Source organism: Pseudomonas sp. Ga0074129, assembly GCA_001465025.1.
In the GTDB taxonomy this organism is placed as follows: domain Bacteria; phylum Pseudomonadota; class Gammaproteobacteria; order Pseudomonadales; family Pseudomonadaceae; genus Aquipseudomonas.
Genome location: LNDO01000095.1, coordinates 28,892 through 47,668, shown reverse-complemented (window position 1 = coordinate 47,668; position 18,777 = coordinate 28,892). Strand labels below are relative to the sequence as shown.

19 protein-coding genes are annotated in these 18,777 nt (G+C 59.2%); 12 read left to right on the top strand and 7 right to left on the bottom strand.

The window, feature by feature from the left end:
- From radA to AUK77_RS14895, 3 genes are all read right to left on the bottom strand, one after another.
- Positions 1-1,310, bottom strand: a 1,310-nt coding sequence (radA, locus tag AUK77_RS14905; RefSeq protein ID WP_296131047.1) for a DNA repair protein RadA, incomplete at its 3' end; no start/stop codon positions are given.
- A 144-nt stretch (positions 1,311-1,454) separates the two neighbouring features.
- Positions 1,455-1,733, bottom strand: a complete 279-nt coding sequence (locus AUK77_RS14900) for a DUF465 domain-containing protein (RefSeq protein WP_296131045.1) — start codon at positions 1,731-1,733, stop codon at positions 1,455-1,457.
- A gap of 84 nt (positions 1,734-1,817) precedes the next feature.
- A complete protein-coding gene (locus AUK77_RS14895) occupies positions 1,818-2,060 on the bottom strand; it encodes a YdcH family protein (RefSeq protein ID WP_296131043.1) in 243 nt (80 codons plus the stop codon).
- 134 nt (positions 2,061-2,194) lie between these two features.
- Here AUK77_RS14895 and AUK77_RS14890 point away from each other — a divergent pair, with 134 nt between their 5' ends.
- The 7 genes from AUK77_RS14890 to AUK77_RS14865 all read left to right on the top strand — a co-directional run bounded on the left by AUK77_RS14890 (position 2,195) and on the right by AUK77_RS14865 (position 10,606).
- Positions 2,195-2,941 (top strand): EAL domain-containing protein, encoded by a 747-nt coding sequence (locus AUK77_RS14890; protein ID WP_296131041.1) that lies wholly within the window; start codon positions 2,195-2,197, stop codon positions 2,939-2,941.
- A 64-nt stretch (positions 2,942-3,005) separates the two neighbouring features.
- On the top strand, positions 3,006-3,419 hold the full coding sequence (gene mscL / locus AUK77_RS14885) for a large-conductance mechanosensitive channel protein MscL (RefSeq protein WP_296131039.1): 414 nt from the start codon (positions 3,006-3,008) through the stop codon (positions 3,417-3,419).
- Between the two features lie 364 nt (positions 3,420-3,783).
- Complete coding sequence (locus AUK77_RS14880) at positions 3,784-6,006, top strand: EAL domain-containing protein (RefSeq protein WP_296131038.1); 2,223 nt, start codon at positions 3,784-3,786, stop codon at positions 6,004-6,006.
- A 3-nt stretch (positions 6,007-6,009) separates the two neighbouring features.
- The gene (locus tag AUK77_RS14875; protein WP_363079405.1) at positions 6,010-6,717 is read left to right on the top strand and encodes an ABC transporter substrate-binding protein; all 708 of its coding nucleotides are present in this window, start codon (positions 6,010-6,012) and stop codon (positions 6,715-6,717) included.
- Positions 6,612-7,091, top strand: a complete 480-nt coding sequence (locus tag AUK77_RS18965; protein ID WP_363079409.1) for an ABC transporter substrate-binding protein — start codon at positions 6,612-6,614, stop codon at positions 7,089-7,091. The genes AUK77_RS14875 and AUK77_RS18965 overlap by 106 nt, the downstream gene beginning before the upstream one ends.
- Positions 7,081-8,196 (top strand): ABC transporter substrate-binding protein, encoded by a 1,116-nt coding sequence (locus AUK77_RS14870; RefSeq protein ID WP_296131036.1) that lies wholly within the window; start codon positions 7,081-7,083, stop codon positions 8,194-8,196. Before AUK77_RS18965 ends, AUK77_RS14870 begins: the two co-directional genes overlap by 11 nt.
- Complete coding sequence (locus AUK77_RS14865) at positions 8,171-10,606, top strand: ATP-binding protein (RefSeq protein ID WP_296131033.1); 2,436 nt, start codon at positions 8,171-8,173, stop codon at positions 10,604-10,606. The genes AUK77_RS14870 and AUK77_RS14865 overlap by 26 nt, the downstream gene beginning before the upstream one ends.
- Here AUK77_RS14865 and AUK77_RS14860 read toward each other — a convergent pair.
- Entirely contained in the window at positions 10,557-11,330 is a 774-nt protein-coding gene (locus tag AUK77_RS14860) for a ferredoxin--NADP reductase (protein WP_296131028.1), read from the bottom strand. The two genes, AUK77_RS14865 and AUK77_RS14860, sit on opposite strands and share 50 nt — an antisense overlap.
- Positions 11,331-11,444: 114 nt before the next feature.
- Complete coding sequence (locus tag AUK77_RS14855; protein WP_296131026.1) at positions 11,445-12,440, bottom strand: DctP family TRAP transporter solute-binding subunit; 996 nt, start codon at positions 12,438-12,440, stop codon at positions 11,445-11,447.
- 350 nt (positions 12,441-12,790) lie between these two features.
- Between AUK77_RS14855 and AUK77_RS14850 the strand changes: the two genes are divergently transcribed.
- A complete protein-coding gene (locus AUK77_RS14850) occupies positions 12,791-13,915 on the top strand; it encodes a class I SAM-dependent methyltransferase (protein ID WP_296131022.1) in 1,125 nt (374 codons plus the stop codon).
- A gap of 6 nt (positions 13,916-13,921) precedes the next feature.
- Here AUK77_RS14850 and AUK77_RS14845 read toward each other — a convergent pair whose 3' ends face one another.
- Entirely contained in the window at positions 13,922-14,482 is a 561-nt protein-coding gene (locus AUK77_RS14845; RefSeq protein WP_296131019.1) for a DJ-1 family glyoxalase III, read from the bottom strand.
- A gap of 184 nt (positions 14,483-14,666) precedes the next feature.
- On the opposite strand from AUK77_RS14845, the gene AUK77_RS14840 reads away from it, so the two are divergent.
- From AUK77_RS14840 to AUK77_RS14830, 3 genes are all read left to right on the top strand, one after another.
- Positions 14,667-15,959 (top strand): NCS2 family permease, encoded by a 1,293-nt coding sequence (locus tag AUK77_RS14840; RefSeq protein WP_296131017.1) that lies wholly within the window; start codon positions 14,667-14,669, stop codon positions 15,957-15,959.
- A 128-nt stretch (positions 15,960-16,087) separates the two neighbouring features.
- Positions 16,088-17,176 (top strand): tRNA (uridine(54)-C5)-methyltransferase TrmA, encoded by a 1,089-nt coding sequence (gene trmA / locus AUK77_RS14835; RefSeq protein WP_296131015.1) that lies wholly within the window; start codon positions 16,088-16,090, stop codon positions 17,174-17,176.
- Positions 17,177-17,295: 119 nt separating this feature from the next.
- Positions 17,296-17,790, top strand: coding sequence for a DUF4136 domain-containing protein (locus AUK77_RS14830; RefSeq protein ID WP_296131013.1), 495 nt, complete (start codon positions 17,296-17,298; stop codon positions 17,788-17,790).
- A 1-nt stretch (position 17,791) separates the two neighbouring features.
- Here AUK77_RS14830 and AUK77_RS14825 read toward each other — a convergent pair whose 3' ends face one another.
- Entirely contained in the window at positions 17,792-18,178 is a 387-nt protein-coding gene (locus AUK77_RS14825; RefSeq protein WP_296131009.1) for a DUF4345 domain-containing protein, read from the bottom strand.
- A 126-nt stretch (positions 18,179-18,304) separates the two neighbouring features.
- Between AUK77_RS14825 and AUK77_RS14820 the strand changes: the two genes are divergently transcribed.
- Entirely contained in the window at positions 18,305-18,742 is a 438-nt protein-coding gene (locus AUK77_RS14820; RefSeq protein WP_296131006.1) for a DUF411 domain-containing protein, read from the top strand.
- Positions 18,743-18,777 lie beyond the last annotated feature (35 nt).

Sequence of the window (18,777 nt, the reverse complement as noted above, 5' to 3'; positions counted from 1 at the left end):
AAACCCGGCGGCGGATCTTTGGGCGCATTGCCCTTCGGCACGATGGCGCGCTTGAAGCCGTGTTTGGCCGCTTCTTTTAAGCGCTCCTGACCACTCGGAACAGGGCGAATTTCGCCAGACAACCCCACCTCACCGAACACCAGCAAGTCATGCGGCAGCGGTTTGTTGCGCAAGCTGGAAATCACTGCAGCCATCAGCGCCAAATCGGACGCTGTTTCCAGCACCTTGACCCCACCGACCACGTTGAGAAACACATCTTGGTCATAGGTCGGGATGCCACCGTGGCGATGCAACACCGCCAGCAGCATGGCCAAACGGTTCTGATCCAGCCCCAAGGTAACGCGGCGCGGGTTGGCCATATGGCTGGTGTCGACCAGCGCCTGCACCTCCACCAACATCGGTCGTGTCCCTTCCCAAGTGGCCATGACGATGCTGCCGGGCACTTCCTCCTGAGCACGGGTCAGAAAAATCGCCGAAGGGTTCGTGACCTCCTTCAGGCCTTTGTCCGTCATGCCGAAAACGCCCAACTCGTTGACTGCGCCAAAGCGGTTCTTCACCGCGCGCAACAGACGCAGGCGGCCATCGGACTCACCTTCGAAATACAGCACGGTATCGACCATGTGTTCCAGTACGCGCGGGCCGGCCAGCGCGCCTTCCTTGGTTACATGGCCCACCAGAAAGATCGCCGTGCCGCTCTGTTTGGCAAAACGCACCAGCAGCGCCGCACTCTCGCGCACCTGAGACACACCGCCAGGCGCGGAGGACAGTTGTTCGGTAAAGATGGTCTGGATCGAATCAATCACCATCACCTTGGGTTTTTCCAGGCGCGCGGTGGCGATGATGCTTTCGATGCAGGTTTCGGTCATCACCTTGAGCTTGTCTTCTGGCAAGCCCAAACGACGCGCGCGCATCGCCACCTGCTGCTGAGATTCCTCACCGGTGACATAGAGCGCAGGGAAGCGCTGGGCAATATTGCACAGTGTCTGCAACAAAATGGTTGATTTGCCGATGCCGGGGTCACCACCGATCAGCACCACAGAGCCGTCTACCAGACCGCCGCCAAGCACTCGATCCAACTCGCCGGAGGCGGTGGAGAAGCGCGGCATTTCCTCGACGCTGACTTCAGCCAGGGTTTTGATTTGTGCCTGCTCACCGGCCCAGCCAGCGCGACCGCTGGGGGTTGCGGCGTTAGCTTCAAGCAGGGTTTCGACCAAGGTATTCCAAGCGCCGCACTCGCCGCACTGGCCTGCCCATTTGGGGAACGTTGCACCGCACTCGGTGCAACCATACATACGCTTGGCCTTGGCCATGCCGGACTCCTGTAAGAACTAAGCCCGGATCATACGAAATGGCTGGATATATTTACAGCTCAGAGAAGTGAACCGCTGGCTGCGTGCAGAAGGGACTGCGCGCAAACTTGCCAAGCCAGCGGCCATTCAGCCCTTAAAAGGTGCTTAGGACTTACAACCGTTACCGCACCCGCAACACTGACCAGCCGCACGCTTAAGTAAACGCGCCACCTCATCTTTGAGCTCTACACGCTCTTGCTTGAGCGACACCAGTGCGTCGTCGTTGAGCAGTTCATTACCGGCTTCGATACGGCATATACGCTTGTCCAGTGACTCATACGTTTCGGCAAGCTTGGCAAAGCCAGCATCGCTTACGCGTAGGTCATGCAGCGTGCTACGCAATTCAGGAAAGTCTTTGATCAGAGGGTGATGTTCAACGTGCATGCTGGCACTCCTGAGTGATGGTCTGTGCTTGCAGACTATCCCCAGCGCTCCAGCCATTACTTGATCAGGGTCAAGACAGCATCGCTATGACGCATTGTGCAGGTAGGTGGCGAGCTCGTCCTTAAGCGTCACACGCTGCATTTTCAGGCCAAGCAGCAGAAATTCATCCATAGCAACCCGCCCGCTTTCTACTTCATAAATGCGCTTATCGAGGCCTTCATACTCTTCAGCCAAGCGCACGAAATGCCCATCATTGGACATCAGGCGACGCAACTGAGCCTGAAATTCAGGAAATTCACGGCTGAGTGGGTGATGTTCCAAAGGCATACAAGGCTCCTCACTGCGGGTCGAAGTTGAGACTAGCTCACCCAGCATGACTCTGCCGGGCGCTGGCAAAATGAGAAGCACTGCGCACGTTCTGCTATCGTGCGCACATACCGCCACACACCTGAGATCAGACTATGAGCATAACCACCGGATGCTCGGCCTGCCGCGATGGCAAAGGTTTGGACTTCGCCATCAGCATGGCATTCCAGCCCATCGTCAACGTAAGTACAGGTAGCGTATTTGCCCACGAAGCCTTGGTCCGAGGCAGTGCGGGTGAGTCTGCCGGCAGTTTGCTGAGCCAGATTAACGGCGACAACCTCTATCCTTTCGACCAGGCCTGCCGCATTACTGCGCTGGAATGGGCGGCCAGGCTGCAGGTCCCGGCGATGGTGTCGATCAACTTTATGCCCAACGCGGTGTATAAGCCTAAAACCTGTATCCGCGCCACACTGGAAGCCGCCAAACGCTTCAATTTCCCCCTAGAGCGCATCATTTTCGAAGTCACTGAACAAGAGCAGGTGCTCGACATCGACCACCTCACCGGTATCCTGCGCGCCTACCGCAAACAGGGCTTTATGACCGCCATTGATGATTTTGGCGCCGGCTATGCTGGCCTCAATCTGCTGGCGGACTTTCAGCCCGACTTGATCAAGCTCGACATGCAGCTGATCCGCAATATTGATCAGGACAACGTTCGGCAGATCCTGGTCGAAGCCACCCTGCAGATGTGCCGCAAGCTCAACATCCGGGTGATTGCTGAAGGCATTGAGAGCCTTGCCGAACTGCGCACCCTGCAAGCCATGGGCGTGGAACTGTTCCAGGGATATCTGCTAGCCAAGCCAGGCTTCCAATCGCTGCCTGATATCCACTGGCCAGCCTAAGTAGCTGGCAAGCCGAACGGACTGCATTACACTCTGCGCCACACCATTTAACAGGGAGCGCAGCATGAGCATCATCAGCGAATTCAAAGCCTTTGCCGTGAAAGGCAACGTCGTCGACATGGCCGTCGGCATCATCATTGGCGCGGCCTTCGGCAAAATCGTTTCGTCCTTCGTTGGCGATGTGGTGATGCCACCACTTGGCGTGCTGATTGGCGGCGTAGACTTTACCGACTTGGCCATCACCTTAAAGGCAGCTGAAGGTGATCTGCCGGCGGTGGTACTGGCCTACGGTAAGTTTATCCAGACGGTTATCGACTTCCTGATCGTCGCCTTTGCCATCTTTATGGGCATCAAGGTGCTTAACCGCCTCAAGCGTGAAGAAGAAGTCGCGCCTCAGGCAGCACCTGCACCGACCAAAGACCAGGAGCTGCTCAGCGAAATCCGCGACTTGCTTAAATCGAACCAAGCTCAACAGTAAGCATTAGTAGGCAAGGGCCAATAGCTGCCCTTGCCTACGCTTGCCTCGCATTAAATGACCGAAACCCCTCTTTTCGCTCACAGGTGCCAGCCCGCGCCGAAACCTGACTCAGCGGCCCATCAGTTAGTGCCTTTATAAAGTGGCCAAGCAACAACTGATAAATCCAGCTCCACGGCTCAATAACCCGCTCAATAAATTGGCGCTGCTAACGCGATTTTTTAACTAGACTGCAGAAGGGTTTGAGTAACATCGTTAGAACAGCGACCGGCTGGTTGAACCCGCTCATCATCGAGCGGACCAGCAAAACAGGCATAAACGTTGACCTGTAGCCGGCAGATTCTTCTCTATTAGCTAAGGCCGATTCATGACCGATAATGCCGACGACGATCTGTTTAACTTCGACGCCGAGACCGGCCATGAACCCGCTGAGAACCCCCGCCACACCTGGCATGTTTTGATTGTCGATGATGACCAAGACGTTCATCAGTCCACCTGCTTCGCCCTGGCCAACACGCACATTCTCGGCCGCCCGCTCAAATTCCTGCATGCATACTCCGCCGGCCAAGCGGTCGATTTACTGTGTGAGAACCCTCAAGTAGCGGTGATCCTGCTGGATGTGGTGATGGAGTCCGAGCATGCCGGCCTGCACTTGGTAAAGCGCATCCGCGAAGAGATGGGCAATAGCGAAGCACGCATCATCCTGCGTACGGGGCAACCAGGTTACGCCCCCGAGCTGGAAGCTATTCGCGACTACGACATCAACGACTACAAAACTAAATCCGAACTGACGCGCAACCGTCTCTACACCTCGCTCACCACCGCCATTCGCTCCTACGATCAAATTCACACTATCAACGCCAGCCGCCGTGGTCTGGGTATGGTGATCCGCGCCAGCAGTCAGCTACTCGCTCGCCAAGGTGTGACTGAGTTTGCCGCCGGCATCATCACGCAGATTTGTGGCCTGCTCGGGCTGCCGCCCGAAGGGCTGGTGTGCGCCTATGACCATGAGTTTTCGCCGTCCAACGCCTTAATCGTGGCCGCCGCCGGCAACCTGACGAACTGCATCGATAAGCAACTGGGCGAACTGCCCGACCGAGAGATCGCAGATGCACTTAAACAGGCACTGAGCGAGCGCCACAACATTTACGGTGACACCAGCACCACGTTGTTCTTTCAAGGCCAGGGCCACAACCATATGGCGGCCTACCTGCAAACCGAACGGGCACTTGATGAGCTGGATAAACAACTGCTTGAGGTGTTTTGCAGCAATATTGTGATCACCCTGGACAACGTCCTGCTGCTCAGTCAGCTCAAGGATCACGCCTACAACGATCAACTGCTGCACATCCCCAACCGCCTGGCGCTGATTCACGCCTTGGATCGCGCCCTGGCCAGCAGTGTCGCCAGCGAACTCACCTTAGCGCTGATCGACATTGATGGTTTCTCGGAATTTAACGACACCCTGGGCCACAAGCTGGGCGACGCCATGCTGCAAGCCATGAGCACGCGATTGCAGGACGCCCTACCGAGCAGCAGCTTGCTCGCACGCGTGGATGGCGATGTATTCGGCATTCTGGCCGAGCACAGCACGCTCTGTCCGCAGCAACTGCAAACACTGCTGCATGACCCCTTACAGTTTGCTGATCTGACCCAGCGCATCACCGCCACCATCGGTCTAGCACGCCTGGATCACGTCGATGGCAAAGGCAGTGACGCCCTGAAAGCCGCCAGCATTGCCCTCAAGCACGGCAAACAGCAGCAGCGCGGCAGCATCAATCACTTCAGCCGCAAGATGGAGTTCGAGACCCGCGCCCGCGTGCAACTGCTGCAAGACCTGCGCCTGGCGTTTGAGCATGAGCGCCTGTTTGTCGTCTACCAGCCGCAGTTCAACCTGCAAGATAACCAACTGGTTGGCGTCGAAGCCCTGCTGCGCTGGCGCACCGAAGACAACCGGTTTGTCTCGCCGGCCGAGTTCATCCCACTGGCTGAAAGCTCAGGATTAATCGTGGCCTTGGGTGAGTGGGTGTTGCGTGTGGCCTGCCATGATCTGGGCACGATCAACCAGCACAGCCAACGCCCGCTGCGCATGGCTATCAACGTTTCAGTGGCGCAACTGCGCCATCCGGGCTTTATCGACATGCTTAGCGGCGCACTGGCTGAAAGCAATGTGCAACCGCAACTGATCGAGCTTGAGATCACCGAATCCATGGCCATGCTCGAAGCTGATCTGATGACCGTGCTGATTAACCAGATCAAGGCGCAAGGATTGACCTTGGCCATAGACGATTTCGGCACCGGGTTTTCCTCGCTCAGCTACTTGGAGCGGCTGAACGTGGATCGCTTGAAAATCGACCTCAGTTTTATTCGCCAACTGGAACAGAGCGAGGGCGGACGGCGCATAGTTGAAACCATTATCCAACTGGGTCAGAGCCTTGACCTTGAAGTCATCGCCGAGGGCATTGAGCAGGACAGCCAAGCCGTGCTGCTCAAGCAAATGGGCTGTCACGAGGGCCAGGGTTACCTGTTTTCAAAGCCCTTGCCCATGCATGACCTGCTTGCGTTTATCGCCGCGCGTTCAAGTGAGTAAGCCATGTCTCGCGTCCAACTCCGCCTTCTCGCCCTGATTGCACTCTCGCTGCTGGTTACGGCTTGCAGTGATCCGGAGCCCATTCGCCTGGGCTTTATCGCTGGCCTGTCCGGGCCTAACGCCGACCTCGGTCTGGCCGCGCGTAACGGAACGCAACTGGCCGTTGAGCAACATAACGCCACGGCGCAAGACACCGGACGCAGCGTACAGCTGATCATCCGCGATGACGAACTCAACCCCGAGCAAGGTAAGAAAGCCCTGGCTGAGCTTCTGCAACAGCAGGTGCACGCGGTTATCGGCCCTATGACCAGCGCAGTGGCCATGGCGCTTGCACCCATGGCCACAGAAGCAGGCGTGCTATTGATGGGCGGCCCAGTCAGTACTGACCTACTCAACAGCCGCGATGACCAATTCTTCCGCACCATCGGCAGCAATGACGAACATGCGCGCGTCATGGCTGCTTACCTGCGGCAAACCCACAACATCGAGCGCATCAGCCTGATTGTCGATCACCGCAACAGGGCCTATACCGACTCTTGGGCCGGGCACTTCAACGCACGTTTCGACGAGTTGGGTGGACGCATTGTGCAGATCGCAGCCTTCGAATCCTCCACAACGCTCGACTACGCCCAGGTGGCCAGCCAGGCATTGAGCGAAACCACGCAAGCGGTGCTGCTGATCACCAACTGCGTCAACAGCAGCCTTCATTAACCATTGCCACGGCGGAATGGGCCGGCAGCGGTAAGCTGATCGAGCTGGGTGGCCAGGCCGTCGAAGACGTAATCGTCGCACAGTACATCAACATGCAAGATACCTCGCCGGCATTTACGGCCTTCCGCACGGCGTACAGCGCACGCTATGGAGAAGCCCCCGGTTTCCCAGCACTCACCGCCTACAACGCCACCCGCGTTGTGCTGCAAGGCATGAGCGAGCAACAGGACGACGAAACCCTCAAACAGACCCTGCTTCGGGTACGGCGCTTTGAGGGTTTACAAGGCCCTATCGAGCTGGATGCATTTGGCGACACGCACAGCCCGACCTTCATTACCCGCATTCAACAGGGCCAGTATCAGCATGCGGATTAAGCGTCTTGCCTTCGCTTTGCTCTTTGCCGTGCTCCTGGCGGCTTGCAGCGAGCCGAATAAACCCGAACAGCCGATTCGGCTCGGGGTCATCGTCGACAGCTCGGGGGCCAGCGCCAGCTTGGGCATTTCCGGGCGCAATGGCGTGCAACTGGCCATCGAGCAGCGCAATGCAGTCGGCGGCATTCAGGGGCGCAGCATTGAGATGCTGCCGCACGACGACGGGTTTGATCCGCAGCGGGCGAAGCAAGCCGCCAAAACACTGATCGACAGCCAGGTCGATGCTGTCTTGGGGCCGATGACCAGTGTGATTGCCGAAGCACTTGCCCCCTCCTTCACCGAGGCGAACATTCTGCTGATGGGCATTACGCCGCTATCCCCCCTTTTGGCGGGCCAGGACGATATGTTTTTCCGCACCTTGGGCCACTTGAATCCTGATGCACGTAGCATCGCCAATCACCTGTTCAAGCGCATGGGCGTCACCCAGGCCAGCCTGTTGGTTGAGCAAAGCAACGTCACCTTCGCAACCCCATGGGTTAAAGACTTCACGGCACATTTCACCACCCTGGGCGGTCAGGTTGCAGCACCGGTTGCTTTTCAGCGCAGCCCCGAGGCGCAGTATGCCGAGCTGGCCAGCGCCGCCCTTATGCCTGACACACAGGCGGTGGTGATCGTCAGTAGCGCCCTCGACACGGCCATGCTCGCTTCACACCTGCGACAAAAACGACCCGACGTGGTGTTGGCAACCCCCTCTTGGGCCGCCGCCGATGCCCTGCTGGAAATGGGTGGGCAATCAGTCGAGGGGCTGGTTACGGCACAGGTTTTTGACCTCGCTGATCAAAGCCCGGCGTTCACCAACTTCCGCAAGCAGTACCAAGCACGCTTCAGCCAAGATGTTGATACCGCTGCCGTGACCGGCTACAACGCCACTCAAGTCTTGCTGCAGGCTCTTGAAGCCCGCCAACCCGACGAGCACCTCAAACAAACCCTGTTGCGCATTCGCCGCTTCGAGGGTCTGCAACAACCCATCGTCTTCGACGCGTTCGGAGACAACAACCGTATATATTTGCGAGTGGTCAAGCATGGTCGCTTTATCGACCCTGAGTAACCTGCTCAGGGCGCGCCCCCTTCTGCTAACCCTGGCCAGCCGCTTTATTCTCGTGGCGGCTTTGCCGATTGTGGCTATCGCGCTGCTATTCCGGCTGTACTACGAGCCGCTGATGCTGGAAGACATCAACACTCGCCAGGGGCTTGCCGCCGATAACATCGCCCGTCAACTGGAGCGCCACTTTGCCATTGCCGACCGCGAGTTAGGTTCGCTAGCCAGCCTGTTCGACAGCTCGGCGGATCTGAACGAAGTACATGTACAAACACTGCTCGATGCCTATGCCGACACCTCGGACTTTTACGAAGCGATCTACCTGAGCGACGCCCAGGGGCGCATCCGCGCAATCGGCATGCCCGCAGACAAGCGGGCACTGAGACAGAACCTTTATGGCTTGGATGTATCGGCGCGAGATTTCGTGCGCAATGCCCAGGCGGAAAAAACAGGGGCCTGGTCCAACAGCTTCCTCTCGACAGTCAGCTCACGACTAGCGGTCGCCCTGGCCAAACCGCTCGGCCAGCGCACCCTGATCGGTGAAGTGGCGATAAGCCCACTGCCCGAATTGGCACGCCAGTTAAGCCAGGACGGCGCGTTACAAGTGTTGATTGTTGATCGCCAGCGCCAACTGATCGCCAGCTCGCAAAACCGCGAAGTGAGCCAGCAACTGAACCTTGGCCATTTGCCAGTTTTCCAAGGCACAAACACACGCGTCCAGCACTTACAGATCGATAATCAGGACATGGTAGGTCTGGCGCGCACCGTAAACGGCCCAGACTGGCAAGTGTTGGTGGTACAACCTCGCGAGCAAGCCTATGCCCTGCTGAGCTCAACCTGGCAGCGCCTGTTCCTCTCACTGGCAGCCACGCTGGCGGTGGCGATGGGCATTGCCGCACTCACCAGCTGGAGCCTGGCCAATAAAATCTCGCTGTTCAGCCGCCAGGTTCGGCAAATTGCCAACGGCCGTTACGACCTGCCAATGCAAAGCACTTCAATCCGCGAACTGAACACCTTGAGCGCCAGCCTTAAACGCATGGTGGGCGCTATCCGTGAGCGGGAAGAAGCATTGCTGGCCACCGCGCAAAGCCTGCGCGAAAGCGAAGACCGCCTGCTGGCGACACTGGAGAATACGCCCAACGTGGCCATCCAATGGTTCGATGCCGAAAGCCGAGTCGTGCTGTGGAACCATGCCAGCGAGACGCTCTATGGGATCAGCCGCGATCAGGCACTGGGCCAAACCCTCGACCAGTTGTTCTACACCGCCGAGCAGCAGCGGTTGTTTAAAGCCATGCTTAAAGAAACCACTAAGGGCAGCGGCATCGGCCCTTACTTGAGTGAGGTGCGCCTGCCGGACAAACGCCAGGTGTTTGTTCTGGCCACGACCTTTGCCTTGCCTAGCAACGATGGGCAGCAAATGTTTGTGTGCATGGACATCGATGTCACCGACCAGAAAAAAGCTGAAATCGCCTACCGCGAACTCAATGCCAGCCTAGAGCAGCGCGTTGATGAGCGCACCGAAGCCTTGAGCAAGAGCAACGCCGAACTCAATCAAACCATGCTGTCCTTGCAGCGCGCGCAAAAAGAACTGGTGCACAGTGAAAAACTGGCGGCGCTGGGCTCGCTGGTGGCTGGGATTGCCCACGAACTGAATACCCCAGTGGGCAACAGCCTGATGGCAGCCAGCACCCTGGAAGATCACAGCCGCAGCATTGCCACCGCCATCACCAGTGGCGCGCTGAAGCGCTCGACCCTGGAGCAGTTTATTGAGGACAACAAAACCGCCACCGACATACTGGTGCGCAACCTGCGCAAAGCCAGTGAACTGATCACCAGTTTCAAGCAGGTCGCGGTCGATCAGGCCAGCGCCCAGCGCCGGCACTTCCAGCTCAGCGAGGTGGTCAAAGAGATTCTGATCACGCTCGGCCCGACCCTAAAAAAGACGCCGTTCGTGATAGAAAGCAACATTGACGACAGCATCGAATTGGACAGCTACCCCGGCGCACTCGGCCAAGTGCTGGTGAACCTGATCAACAATGCCCTGATCCACGGCCTAGACGGGCTTAAGCACGGCAAGATCGGTCTGTATGCCTTCCCCTATGAGCCGGGCTGGATTGAACTGGCGCTGTCGGATAACGGCCACGGCATCAGCGAAGAAAACCTGCCTCGGATTTTCGACCCGTTCTTTACCACCCGTTTAGGCCAAGGCGGTAGCGGTTTGGGCCTGAATATCGTGCACAACCTGGTTACTGGGGTGCTCGGCGGTAAGCTGGAGGTGGCCAGCCAACCCGGCTGGGGCGCGCGCTTCGCCATTCGCCTGCCAATCAGTGCGCCGCGAGGAGAGTTGTCCGCAGTCGGTGCGCCAGCGGTTACCAGTAGTTCTCCACCGCCACTTGCCCCGGACGCCGATTCAGACTGAGCTGCAAGCCGCGCTGTTTAAGCCGCGCACGGGTGTCATCGATCATCTGCGGGTTGCCGCAAATCATCAGCCGCGAGTGCGCCGGCTCCAGCCTCAATCCGGCAGCACGCTCCAACTCGCCGTTGTCCAACAAGGTGGTGATGCGCCCATGCAAGCAACCGGGAACCTGTTCGCGGGTGACCAACGGCAGGTAGGCAAAACGCTCAGCGTATTCCTGCAAATGGGGCTGCTGCATAAGCGTGTGAATCAGCGGCTGATAGGCCAACTCGCCCGCCGTGCGTGCGCTGTACACCAGCACCACGCGGGCAAAGCGCTGCCAAACCTCCAACCCCTGCAAGATCGATAGAAACGGCGCCAGCCCGGTGCCGCTGGCGAGCAACCAGAGATCATGACCGTCAACAAAACGGTCCAAGGTGAGAAAGCCCATGGCCTGCTTGGCCACCAGCAGGCGGTCGCCAACGCGCAGCCGGCGCAGCTCAGAAGTGAACTCACCGTTCGGCACGACAATGGAAAAGAACTCAAGAAACTCATCATGGGGCGCCGACGCCATCGAATAGGCACGCCAGACCACCGAACCATCCTCCTTTCGTACACCTAGCCGGGCGAATTGCCCCGCGGTAAAGCGAAAGCCCGCGTCGCGACTGCAACGCAGGCTGAACAAACTCGGCGACCACAGGTTGATCGCTGTCAGAGTTTGCTCGGTGTAGTTGTCATCACTGGCCATAAAAGGCACCGGGTAGCGGCAGAATGCACCGCCCCAGTGTGGCCCATCGCCGCGCGGACAAACACCGACAAAGCCTGAGGACTCTTCTGCCACACGCCAGAGAGGCGTTAGTGGCTAGCGGCGATTGACCGTCTGCGCTGCGCGTAGCATGTCGGCACCCACCTCGGCCTCGTAGGTTTTCCAGACCGGTTGCATGGCACTGCGCCAGGCGGCACGCTCCTGCTCTGTAAGGCTGACCAACTTAGTCTTGCCAGCGGCCAGCACCTGCTCGCGGGCCTTTTGATTGAGCGTTTCAGCTTGCTGATTGACGACCACAGTCACCTCTTCAATGATCGCCTCCAACTCAACGCGGGTTTTGTACGGGATGCTGTTCCAGAAACGTGTGTTGCTCACCAGCATGTAATTCAGCGTGCCGTGATTGCTTTCAGTGATAAACGGCTGCACGGCATCGAGTCGCTGACTGGCGATGTTCGACCAGGCATTTTCGCTGCCCTGCACCTTGCCGCCCTGCAGCGCGGTCAACGTCTCACTGTACGGCAGGCTCACACCCGTGGCGCCCAGCGCCTTGAATTGCGCATCCAGCACCTTGGAGGGCTGAATGCGAAAGGCCAGCCCCTTGGCATCCGTTGGCAGGCGCAGTTCGCGGGTGGCCGATAGCTGCTTCATGCCGTTATTCCAGAACGCCAGCCCGTAGATGTTCTGCTCGGTCATGGCACGCAGCAGTTCGCGGCTTTTGTCGCGCTTCTGAAACCGCTTGAGCGCCTCTAGGTCATCAAACAAAAACGGTAAATCAAACAGCTGCAATTGCTTGCTGTAGGCGCTGAATTTGGACAGCGACGGGGCCAGCATTTGCACCCGGTTATCGCGCAGCGCTTCCAGTTCATCAGCGTCACCAAACAGGCTGGCGTTGGCGTGCACCTCAACCTTGACCTGACCCGCCAAGCGCGTTTCAACCATCTGCTTGAACAGTACTGCGCCCTGGCCCTTGGGCGTGTTTTCAGCCACCACGTGGGAGAAATTGATGACGATGGGGGCCTTGCCCTGAGCCAACACTGGATTGGCTACAAACAGCGCCGCGCCGAGGATTAGGGGCAGGAGAAACTTGTACATGGACATACCTTATGCAAATAGAACGCCGTGAAGCCTGCATAGGCAGGCCTCATTGAGTGTGGGGTGTGGACGTTGGATGATGCCGCGCAGAACAGCCCGCGCGCTCCCGATCATCAGGCGCTACCAGATCGCATCCGAACAACTGCTCGGGGTCTGGTTATTATTTGAATGCCGGCCCTGCTGACTCAGTGGTATCAGACACGACTGAGCAGATCCGCAAGGGGGCGGCATTCTTCGATAAAGCGACACGCGGCACAACCTTGATTAACGGAACCCGCTCGCAGTTCCGAGACTTTTGCAGCACTTGCGCCGACAATAGCGACGAATTGCACCTTGCCACCGAGTGTTCCATGCCTTTGCTTAGCAGCCCGTTTGCCCAACTCGATTTGATTCGCCAACCAGACCAACCCAACGAGCCGCTGCAGGCCTTCGATGCCGCCGACGAGTACCTGCTCAATCACCTGCACGAACAGGGGCTGAAGAGCGAGACGCGAGTGTTGGTGCTCAATGACAGCTTCGGCGCGCTGGCCGCCAGCCTCGCAGGGCGGGCCCAAGTAACCAGCAGCAGCGACTCCTACTTGGGCTACCAGGGTTTGCAGGTCAACCTGCAGCGCAACCAGTTGCCAGCGGATGCCGTGCAGTTTGTCCCGGCCAGTGAGGCCGCACAGGGGCCGTTCGACATGGTGCTGATTCGCGTGCCGAAAACCCTGGCCCTGCTGGAAGAACAACTGATCCGCCTGCATGGCCAGCTCGCCCCAGGCGCACAGGTGGTTGCTGCGGCCATGATCAAGCACCTGCCGCGCGCCGCCGGGGATTTGCTGGAGCAATACATCGGCCCGGTGCAGGCCTCGCTGGCAGTGAAAAAAGCCCGTCTACTGCTGGCCACGCCGCAGGCCAAAGCCGTGCCTGTTTCACCCTACCCGACGCGCTATCGCTTGGATAAACCGGCCATCGAGCTGCTCAACCACGCCAACGTGTTTTGCCGGGAAGACTTGGATATCGGCACCCGTGCCTTTCTCCCGCACCTGCCCAAACACCTGAGCCGCATGCGGGTGGCCGACCTGGGCTGCGGCAATGGCGTACTGGGGATTGCCTACGCACTGGGCAGCCCGCAGGCCGAGCTGACGCTGGTGGATGAGTCGTACATGGCGGTGCAGTCGGCCGCCGAGAACTGGCGCGCAGCACTGGGCGAGCGCCCGGTACAGATCCGCGCCGGTGACGGCCTGGCTGAACAGCCGGCCGACTCACTGGATCTAGTCCTGTGCAACCCGCCCTTCCATCAGCAGCAAGTGGTGGGCGATTTTCTGGCTTGGCGCATGTTCCAGCAGGCCCACGCCGCACTGGTGACCGGCGGTGAGCTGTGGATTGTCGGCAACCGCCACTTGGGCTACCACGCCAAACTCAAGCGCCTGTTCCGAGGCGTCGAACAGGTGGCGGCCACACCAAAGTTTGTCGTGCTCAAAGCCATCAAGTAAGACGCGTTAGACCGGCGACACCAACATGGCCTCGGCCACCTGCCGGCGCATGGCCTTGCCACAGAGTTGCTCAACCAAGGTCAGGGCAAACACCAGCGCGGTGCCAGGGCCCTGACTGGTGATGCAGTTACCATCGACCACCACCGGCTGATCGACAAATACGCAGCCACTGAGGCGATCACTAAACGCCGGGTAGCAGGTCATGCGCCTTTGTTTGAGCACACCGTAGTGCTGCAAAGCCAGCGCCGGTGCGGCGCAAATCGCGGCGAACAGCTTGCCGGCCTTGGCCTGCTCACGCACCCGCTCGGCCAACGGCTCATGCTCGGCCAACCGTTGCGCCCCCGGCATGCCGCCCGGCAGCACGATCAGGTCAAACGGCTGCGCTAGCACGTCGACCAACATGGTGTCGGCCGTCAGGCGCGTACCACGGGCGCAGGTGATCATGCGCCGGCCTTCAATGCTGGCCACCACCACGTCGATTTCAGCACGACGCAATACGTCAATCAGCGTCACGCACTCCAGGTCTTCAACACCGTCCGCCACACTGATCAGGGCTCGTGTCGTCATGCACTTATTCCTTTTTCTGGCCGACCATAAACTGTCCGACTGGTCATAAATTCACCCTCCGCAGCCTAGCTGATATGATGCGCGCCTTTTTCCAGATCGCCAGCAAAAACATGCACAGATGCATGGATGTGCTTTGCTTTCGGTTTGCATCAACACGGCACGCCGCCGCTTCGGAGAGTTCCACATGCTGGAAAGACTGTTCCAACTCAAAGCCCATAACACCACGGTGCGCACCGAGCTTCTGGCAGGGCTGACCACCTTCCTGACCATGGCCTACATCCTCTTCGTCAACCCGGAGATGCTGGCAAAAACCGGCATGGACCATGGCGCGGTGTTTGTAGCGACCTGCCTGGCGGCGGCTATTGGCTCGCTGATCATGGGCCTTGTCGCCAACTACCCGATTGCCTTGGCGCCCGGCATGGGCCTCAACGCGTTCTTCACCTACACCGTGGTCATGACCATGGGCCACACCTGGCAAGTGGCGCTGGGTGCGGTGTTTCTCTCTGGGGTGATCTTCTTTCTGCTGTCGATCACCAAAATCCGTGAATGGATCATCAACAGCATTCCACTGGCCCTGCGTGCAGGTATCGCCGCTGGCATTGGCCTGTTCCTGGCGATTATCGCACTGAAAAACGCAGGCATCGTGGTCGATCACCCCGCCACCCTGGTGACCCTCGGTGACCTGTCGCAAGGCGGCCCAATCCTGGCGTGCCTGGGTTTCTTCGTGATCGCAGCACTGGCCCAGCGCCGCGTCACCGGTTCGGTGATGATCGGTATTTTGCTGGTCACCGGCCTGTCGATTCTGTTCGGCCTGTCCAAGCTCGATGGCGTGGTCTCGATGCCGCCTTCGGTGATGCCGACTCTGATGCAACTGGACATCATGGGCGCGTTGGACATTGGCCTGGTCAGCGTGATCTTCGCTTTCCTCTTCGTTGACCTGTTCGACACCTCCGGCACTCTGGTCGGCGTGGCGCAAAAAGCCAACCTGCTGGATAAAGACGGCAAGATGCCGAAACTCGGCCGCGCCCTGCTGGCCGACAGTACCGCGACCATGGCCGGCGCAGCGCTGGGCACCTCGACTACCACCAGCTATATCGAATCGGCTGCTGGCATCAGTGTTGGCGGACGTACTGGCCTAACCGCTTGCGTCGTGGCCGCGCTATTCCTGCTCGCGCTGTTCTTCGCCCCGCTGGCGAGTGCCATACCGGCTTACGCCACTGCACCCGCGCTGTTGTTTGTCGCCGTGCTGATGATGAGCAGCCTGGCGCAGATTGACTGGGAAGACCTGACCGTCGCCGCTCCGGTGGTAGTTGCCGCCCTGGCCATGCCGCTGACCTTCTCGATTGCCAACGGCATTGCCTTCGGCTTTATTGCCTGGACCCTGATCAAGCTGCTGGCCGGTCGCGCACGTGAACTCAACCCGGCGCTGGTGATTCTCTCGGCACTGTTTGTGGTTAAGCTCGCCTGGTTCGCATAACCACGCCGCAAACTGCAGGCCTTTGCTGGCTGGCGATCCGCTCACGCTGATCGCCAGCCAGTTGCTCGCCACACCGCTTGCATCCCTTTCAACGCAGGACATCTGTCCGCCCGCTTTGCGAGTCCGCCATGAGCCGTTCCCAGTTCGATCCCACTGCCTACGCCGCCCAGCTGGCTGACAAACAGCAGCGCCTTATAGAGCTGTTGGCACCGTTCAACGCACCGCCTCCTGAGGTATTCGAATCGCCGCGTGAGCACTATCGCCTGCGCGCTGAGTTCCGCTTGTGGCGCGAAGGTGACGAGCGCCATTACGCGATGTTCGAGGCTGGCGATAACCTTAACCCGATCTTCTTCGAAGACTTCCCCATCGCCAGCGCGCAGATCAATGCGCTGATGCCGCGCTTGAAGGCGGCGTGGCAGGCCAGTAGCGCCCTGAGCTTCAAACTGTTTCAGGTCGAGTTCCTCACCACGCTGGCAGGCGACGGCTTGATCACCCTCTGCTATCACCGCCCGCTGGATGCTGCCTGGCAGGCCGAAGCCGAGCAGCTCGCGGCTGAATTGCAGGTGAGCATCATTGGTCGCTCCAAGGGCAAGCGCATCGTCATCGGCAAGGACTATGTCGAAGAAAAACTGCAGGTCGCTGGCCGCACCTTCAGCTACCGCCAACCGGAAGGTGCCTTCACCCAGCCCAACGGCGAGGTGAACCAGAAGATGCTCGCCTGGGCCTATGACGCACTTGGCGAGCGCAGCGATGACCTGCTGGAACTGTACTGCGGTAACGGCAACTTCACCCTGCCGCTGGCCACCCGCGTACGCAAAGTGCTGGCCACTGAGATCAGTAAATCCTCGGTCAACGCCGCCTTGGCCAACTTGGCCGACAATGGCGTGGACAACGTCACGCTGGTGCGCCTCTCGGCGGAAGAACTGACCGAGGCGCTGAATGAGGTGCGACCGTTCCGCCGCCTGGCCGGCATCGACCTGAAAAGCTATGACTTCGGCTGCGTATTCGTCGACCCACCACGCGCCGGTATGGACCCAGACACCTGCGAGCTGACCCGTCGCTTCGAGCGCATCCTGTACATCTCCTGCAACCCGGAAACCCTCGCCGCCAACATCGCACAGCTCAACGACACGCATAAAGTCACGCGCTGCGCGCTGTTCGACCAGTTCCCTTACACCCATCACATGGAATCGGGTGTACTGCTGGAACGCCGTTAAGGTTACGGCCACAGGCACGCGCCAGCACCAGACCCATCGGTGGATGGGCGCAGGGTATCGGGAGCGCGACTAGACTGGGCGAACCCGGGTGAACGCACCCATGCGCCACGGAGTCGCCCATGCGCCGCTACCTGCTTGCTGTTCTTTTTCCGCTGCTGAGTGCCTGCACCAGCGCGCCACCACCGCCGGTTCAGGTGTTGGATCAGGCCTCAAGCAAGTCCTATCAAACCTTTAGCGTGCGCGCGGTGCGGGCCAGTGGCCATCGCCTCGACCTTGAAGAGCGCTTCAATCAAGCGGTGCAGACGGCACTCAGTGCCAAAGGTTATCGCTACCGGGAACAGGGTGCGGACATGCAGGTGATCTATGCCCTGGGCATGCACCATGAACGCGGTATTGAATTGGCCCCGGTGGCCGTGGCCGGCACGGTTTACACGCAAACCCGCGCCACCGAGGATGAACGCGCCCGTCTGGCCCTGCGCATTCTCGACAGCCAGACGCAGGCGGTGTTGTTTCAGGCGCAAATCAACCGGCAACTGCACAACCCAGACATGAGCCAGGAAAACTTCACCCGTGGCGTGGTCCGGCTGTTTGCCGACTTCCCCGAGGCCCGTTGACTCAGGCCCGCTGCAAACCGCGCAGCGCCCAGAAACACAGGCCTGCAGACACCACTTCAAGCAGCAAAGCGTAAAGGTTGAAGGTCTGTTGCGCGCCGCCATCGAGCCACAAGCCGCCGATGCGAGCCAAGGCCAAGGCGCTGTAGAGCAGCACCAGCAAGGTCAGGGCGGTGCGTGTCAGCTCCAGACGCGTGAGGGCCATACCGATAAACGCCGCCAAACCTAATTGCAGGCCGCCGTAATACGCACGTACATCCGTGGCTGCCGCTGCCGACATCAGCAGCATGCCGCTGAGATTGGCCATCTCATGAGGGCGCACAAAATACGCCAGGCCAAGACCGCCCAAGGCCAGCAACTGAATCACCAAGACCACACGTGCAAACAGCATGAAGCACCTCTAAACGGCGAAATCGAAGGCGCAGCATAAGCCGCTCAGCGCGTTTCGCAAATCATCCATAGTGAGCCTGCGCTTACGGGCGTTAAGCTACGCGCTGCATTTGCCAAGAGGTTCACCATGCGCCCGTTTATTGCCATCAGCGCCTTGCTGTTCAGCAGCCTGAGCCAAGCTGCCGAGCCGTTGACCATTGATGTACACCGCGACGCCAATTGCGGCTGTTGCACAGCCTGGATCAGCCATCTACAAGACAACGGTTTTAACGTAAACGACCATGTGGAGACCGACATGACGGCGGTCAAAATGCGCCTGGGCGTACCGCCACGCCTGGCGTCATGCCATACCGGGGTCATAGACGGGAAATTTGTCGAAGGTCATGTGCCAGCCGCCGACATTCTCAAACTGCGTCAGCAACCTGATCTACTCGGCGCCGCCGTACCGGGCATGCCCACCGGCTCGCCGGGCATGGAATACGGTGACAAGCGTGATGCGTACCAGGTCATCGGCCTGGACACTGACGGCGATGAGCGGGTGATCAGCGAATACGCGGGGAATTAACCACTGACGCCCCGTGCGGGACGTCAGTGGGTATG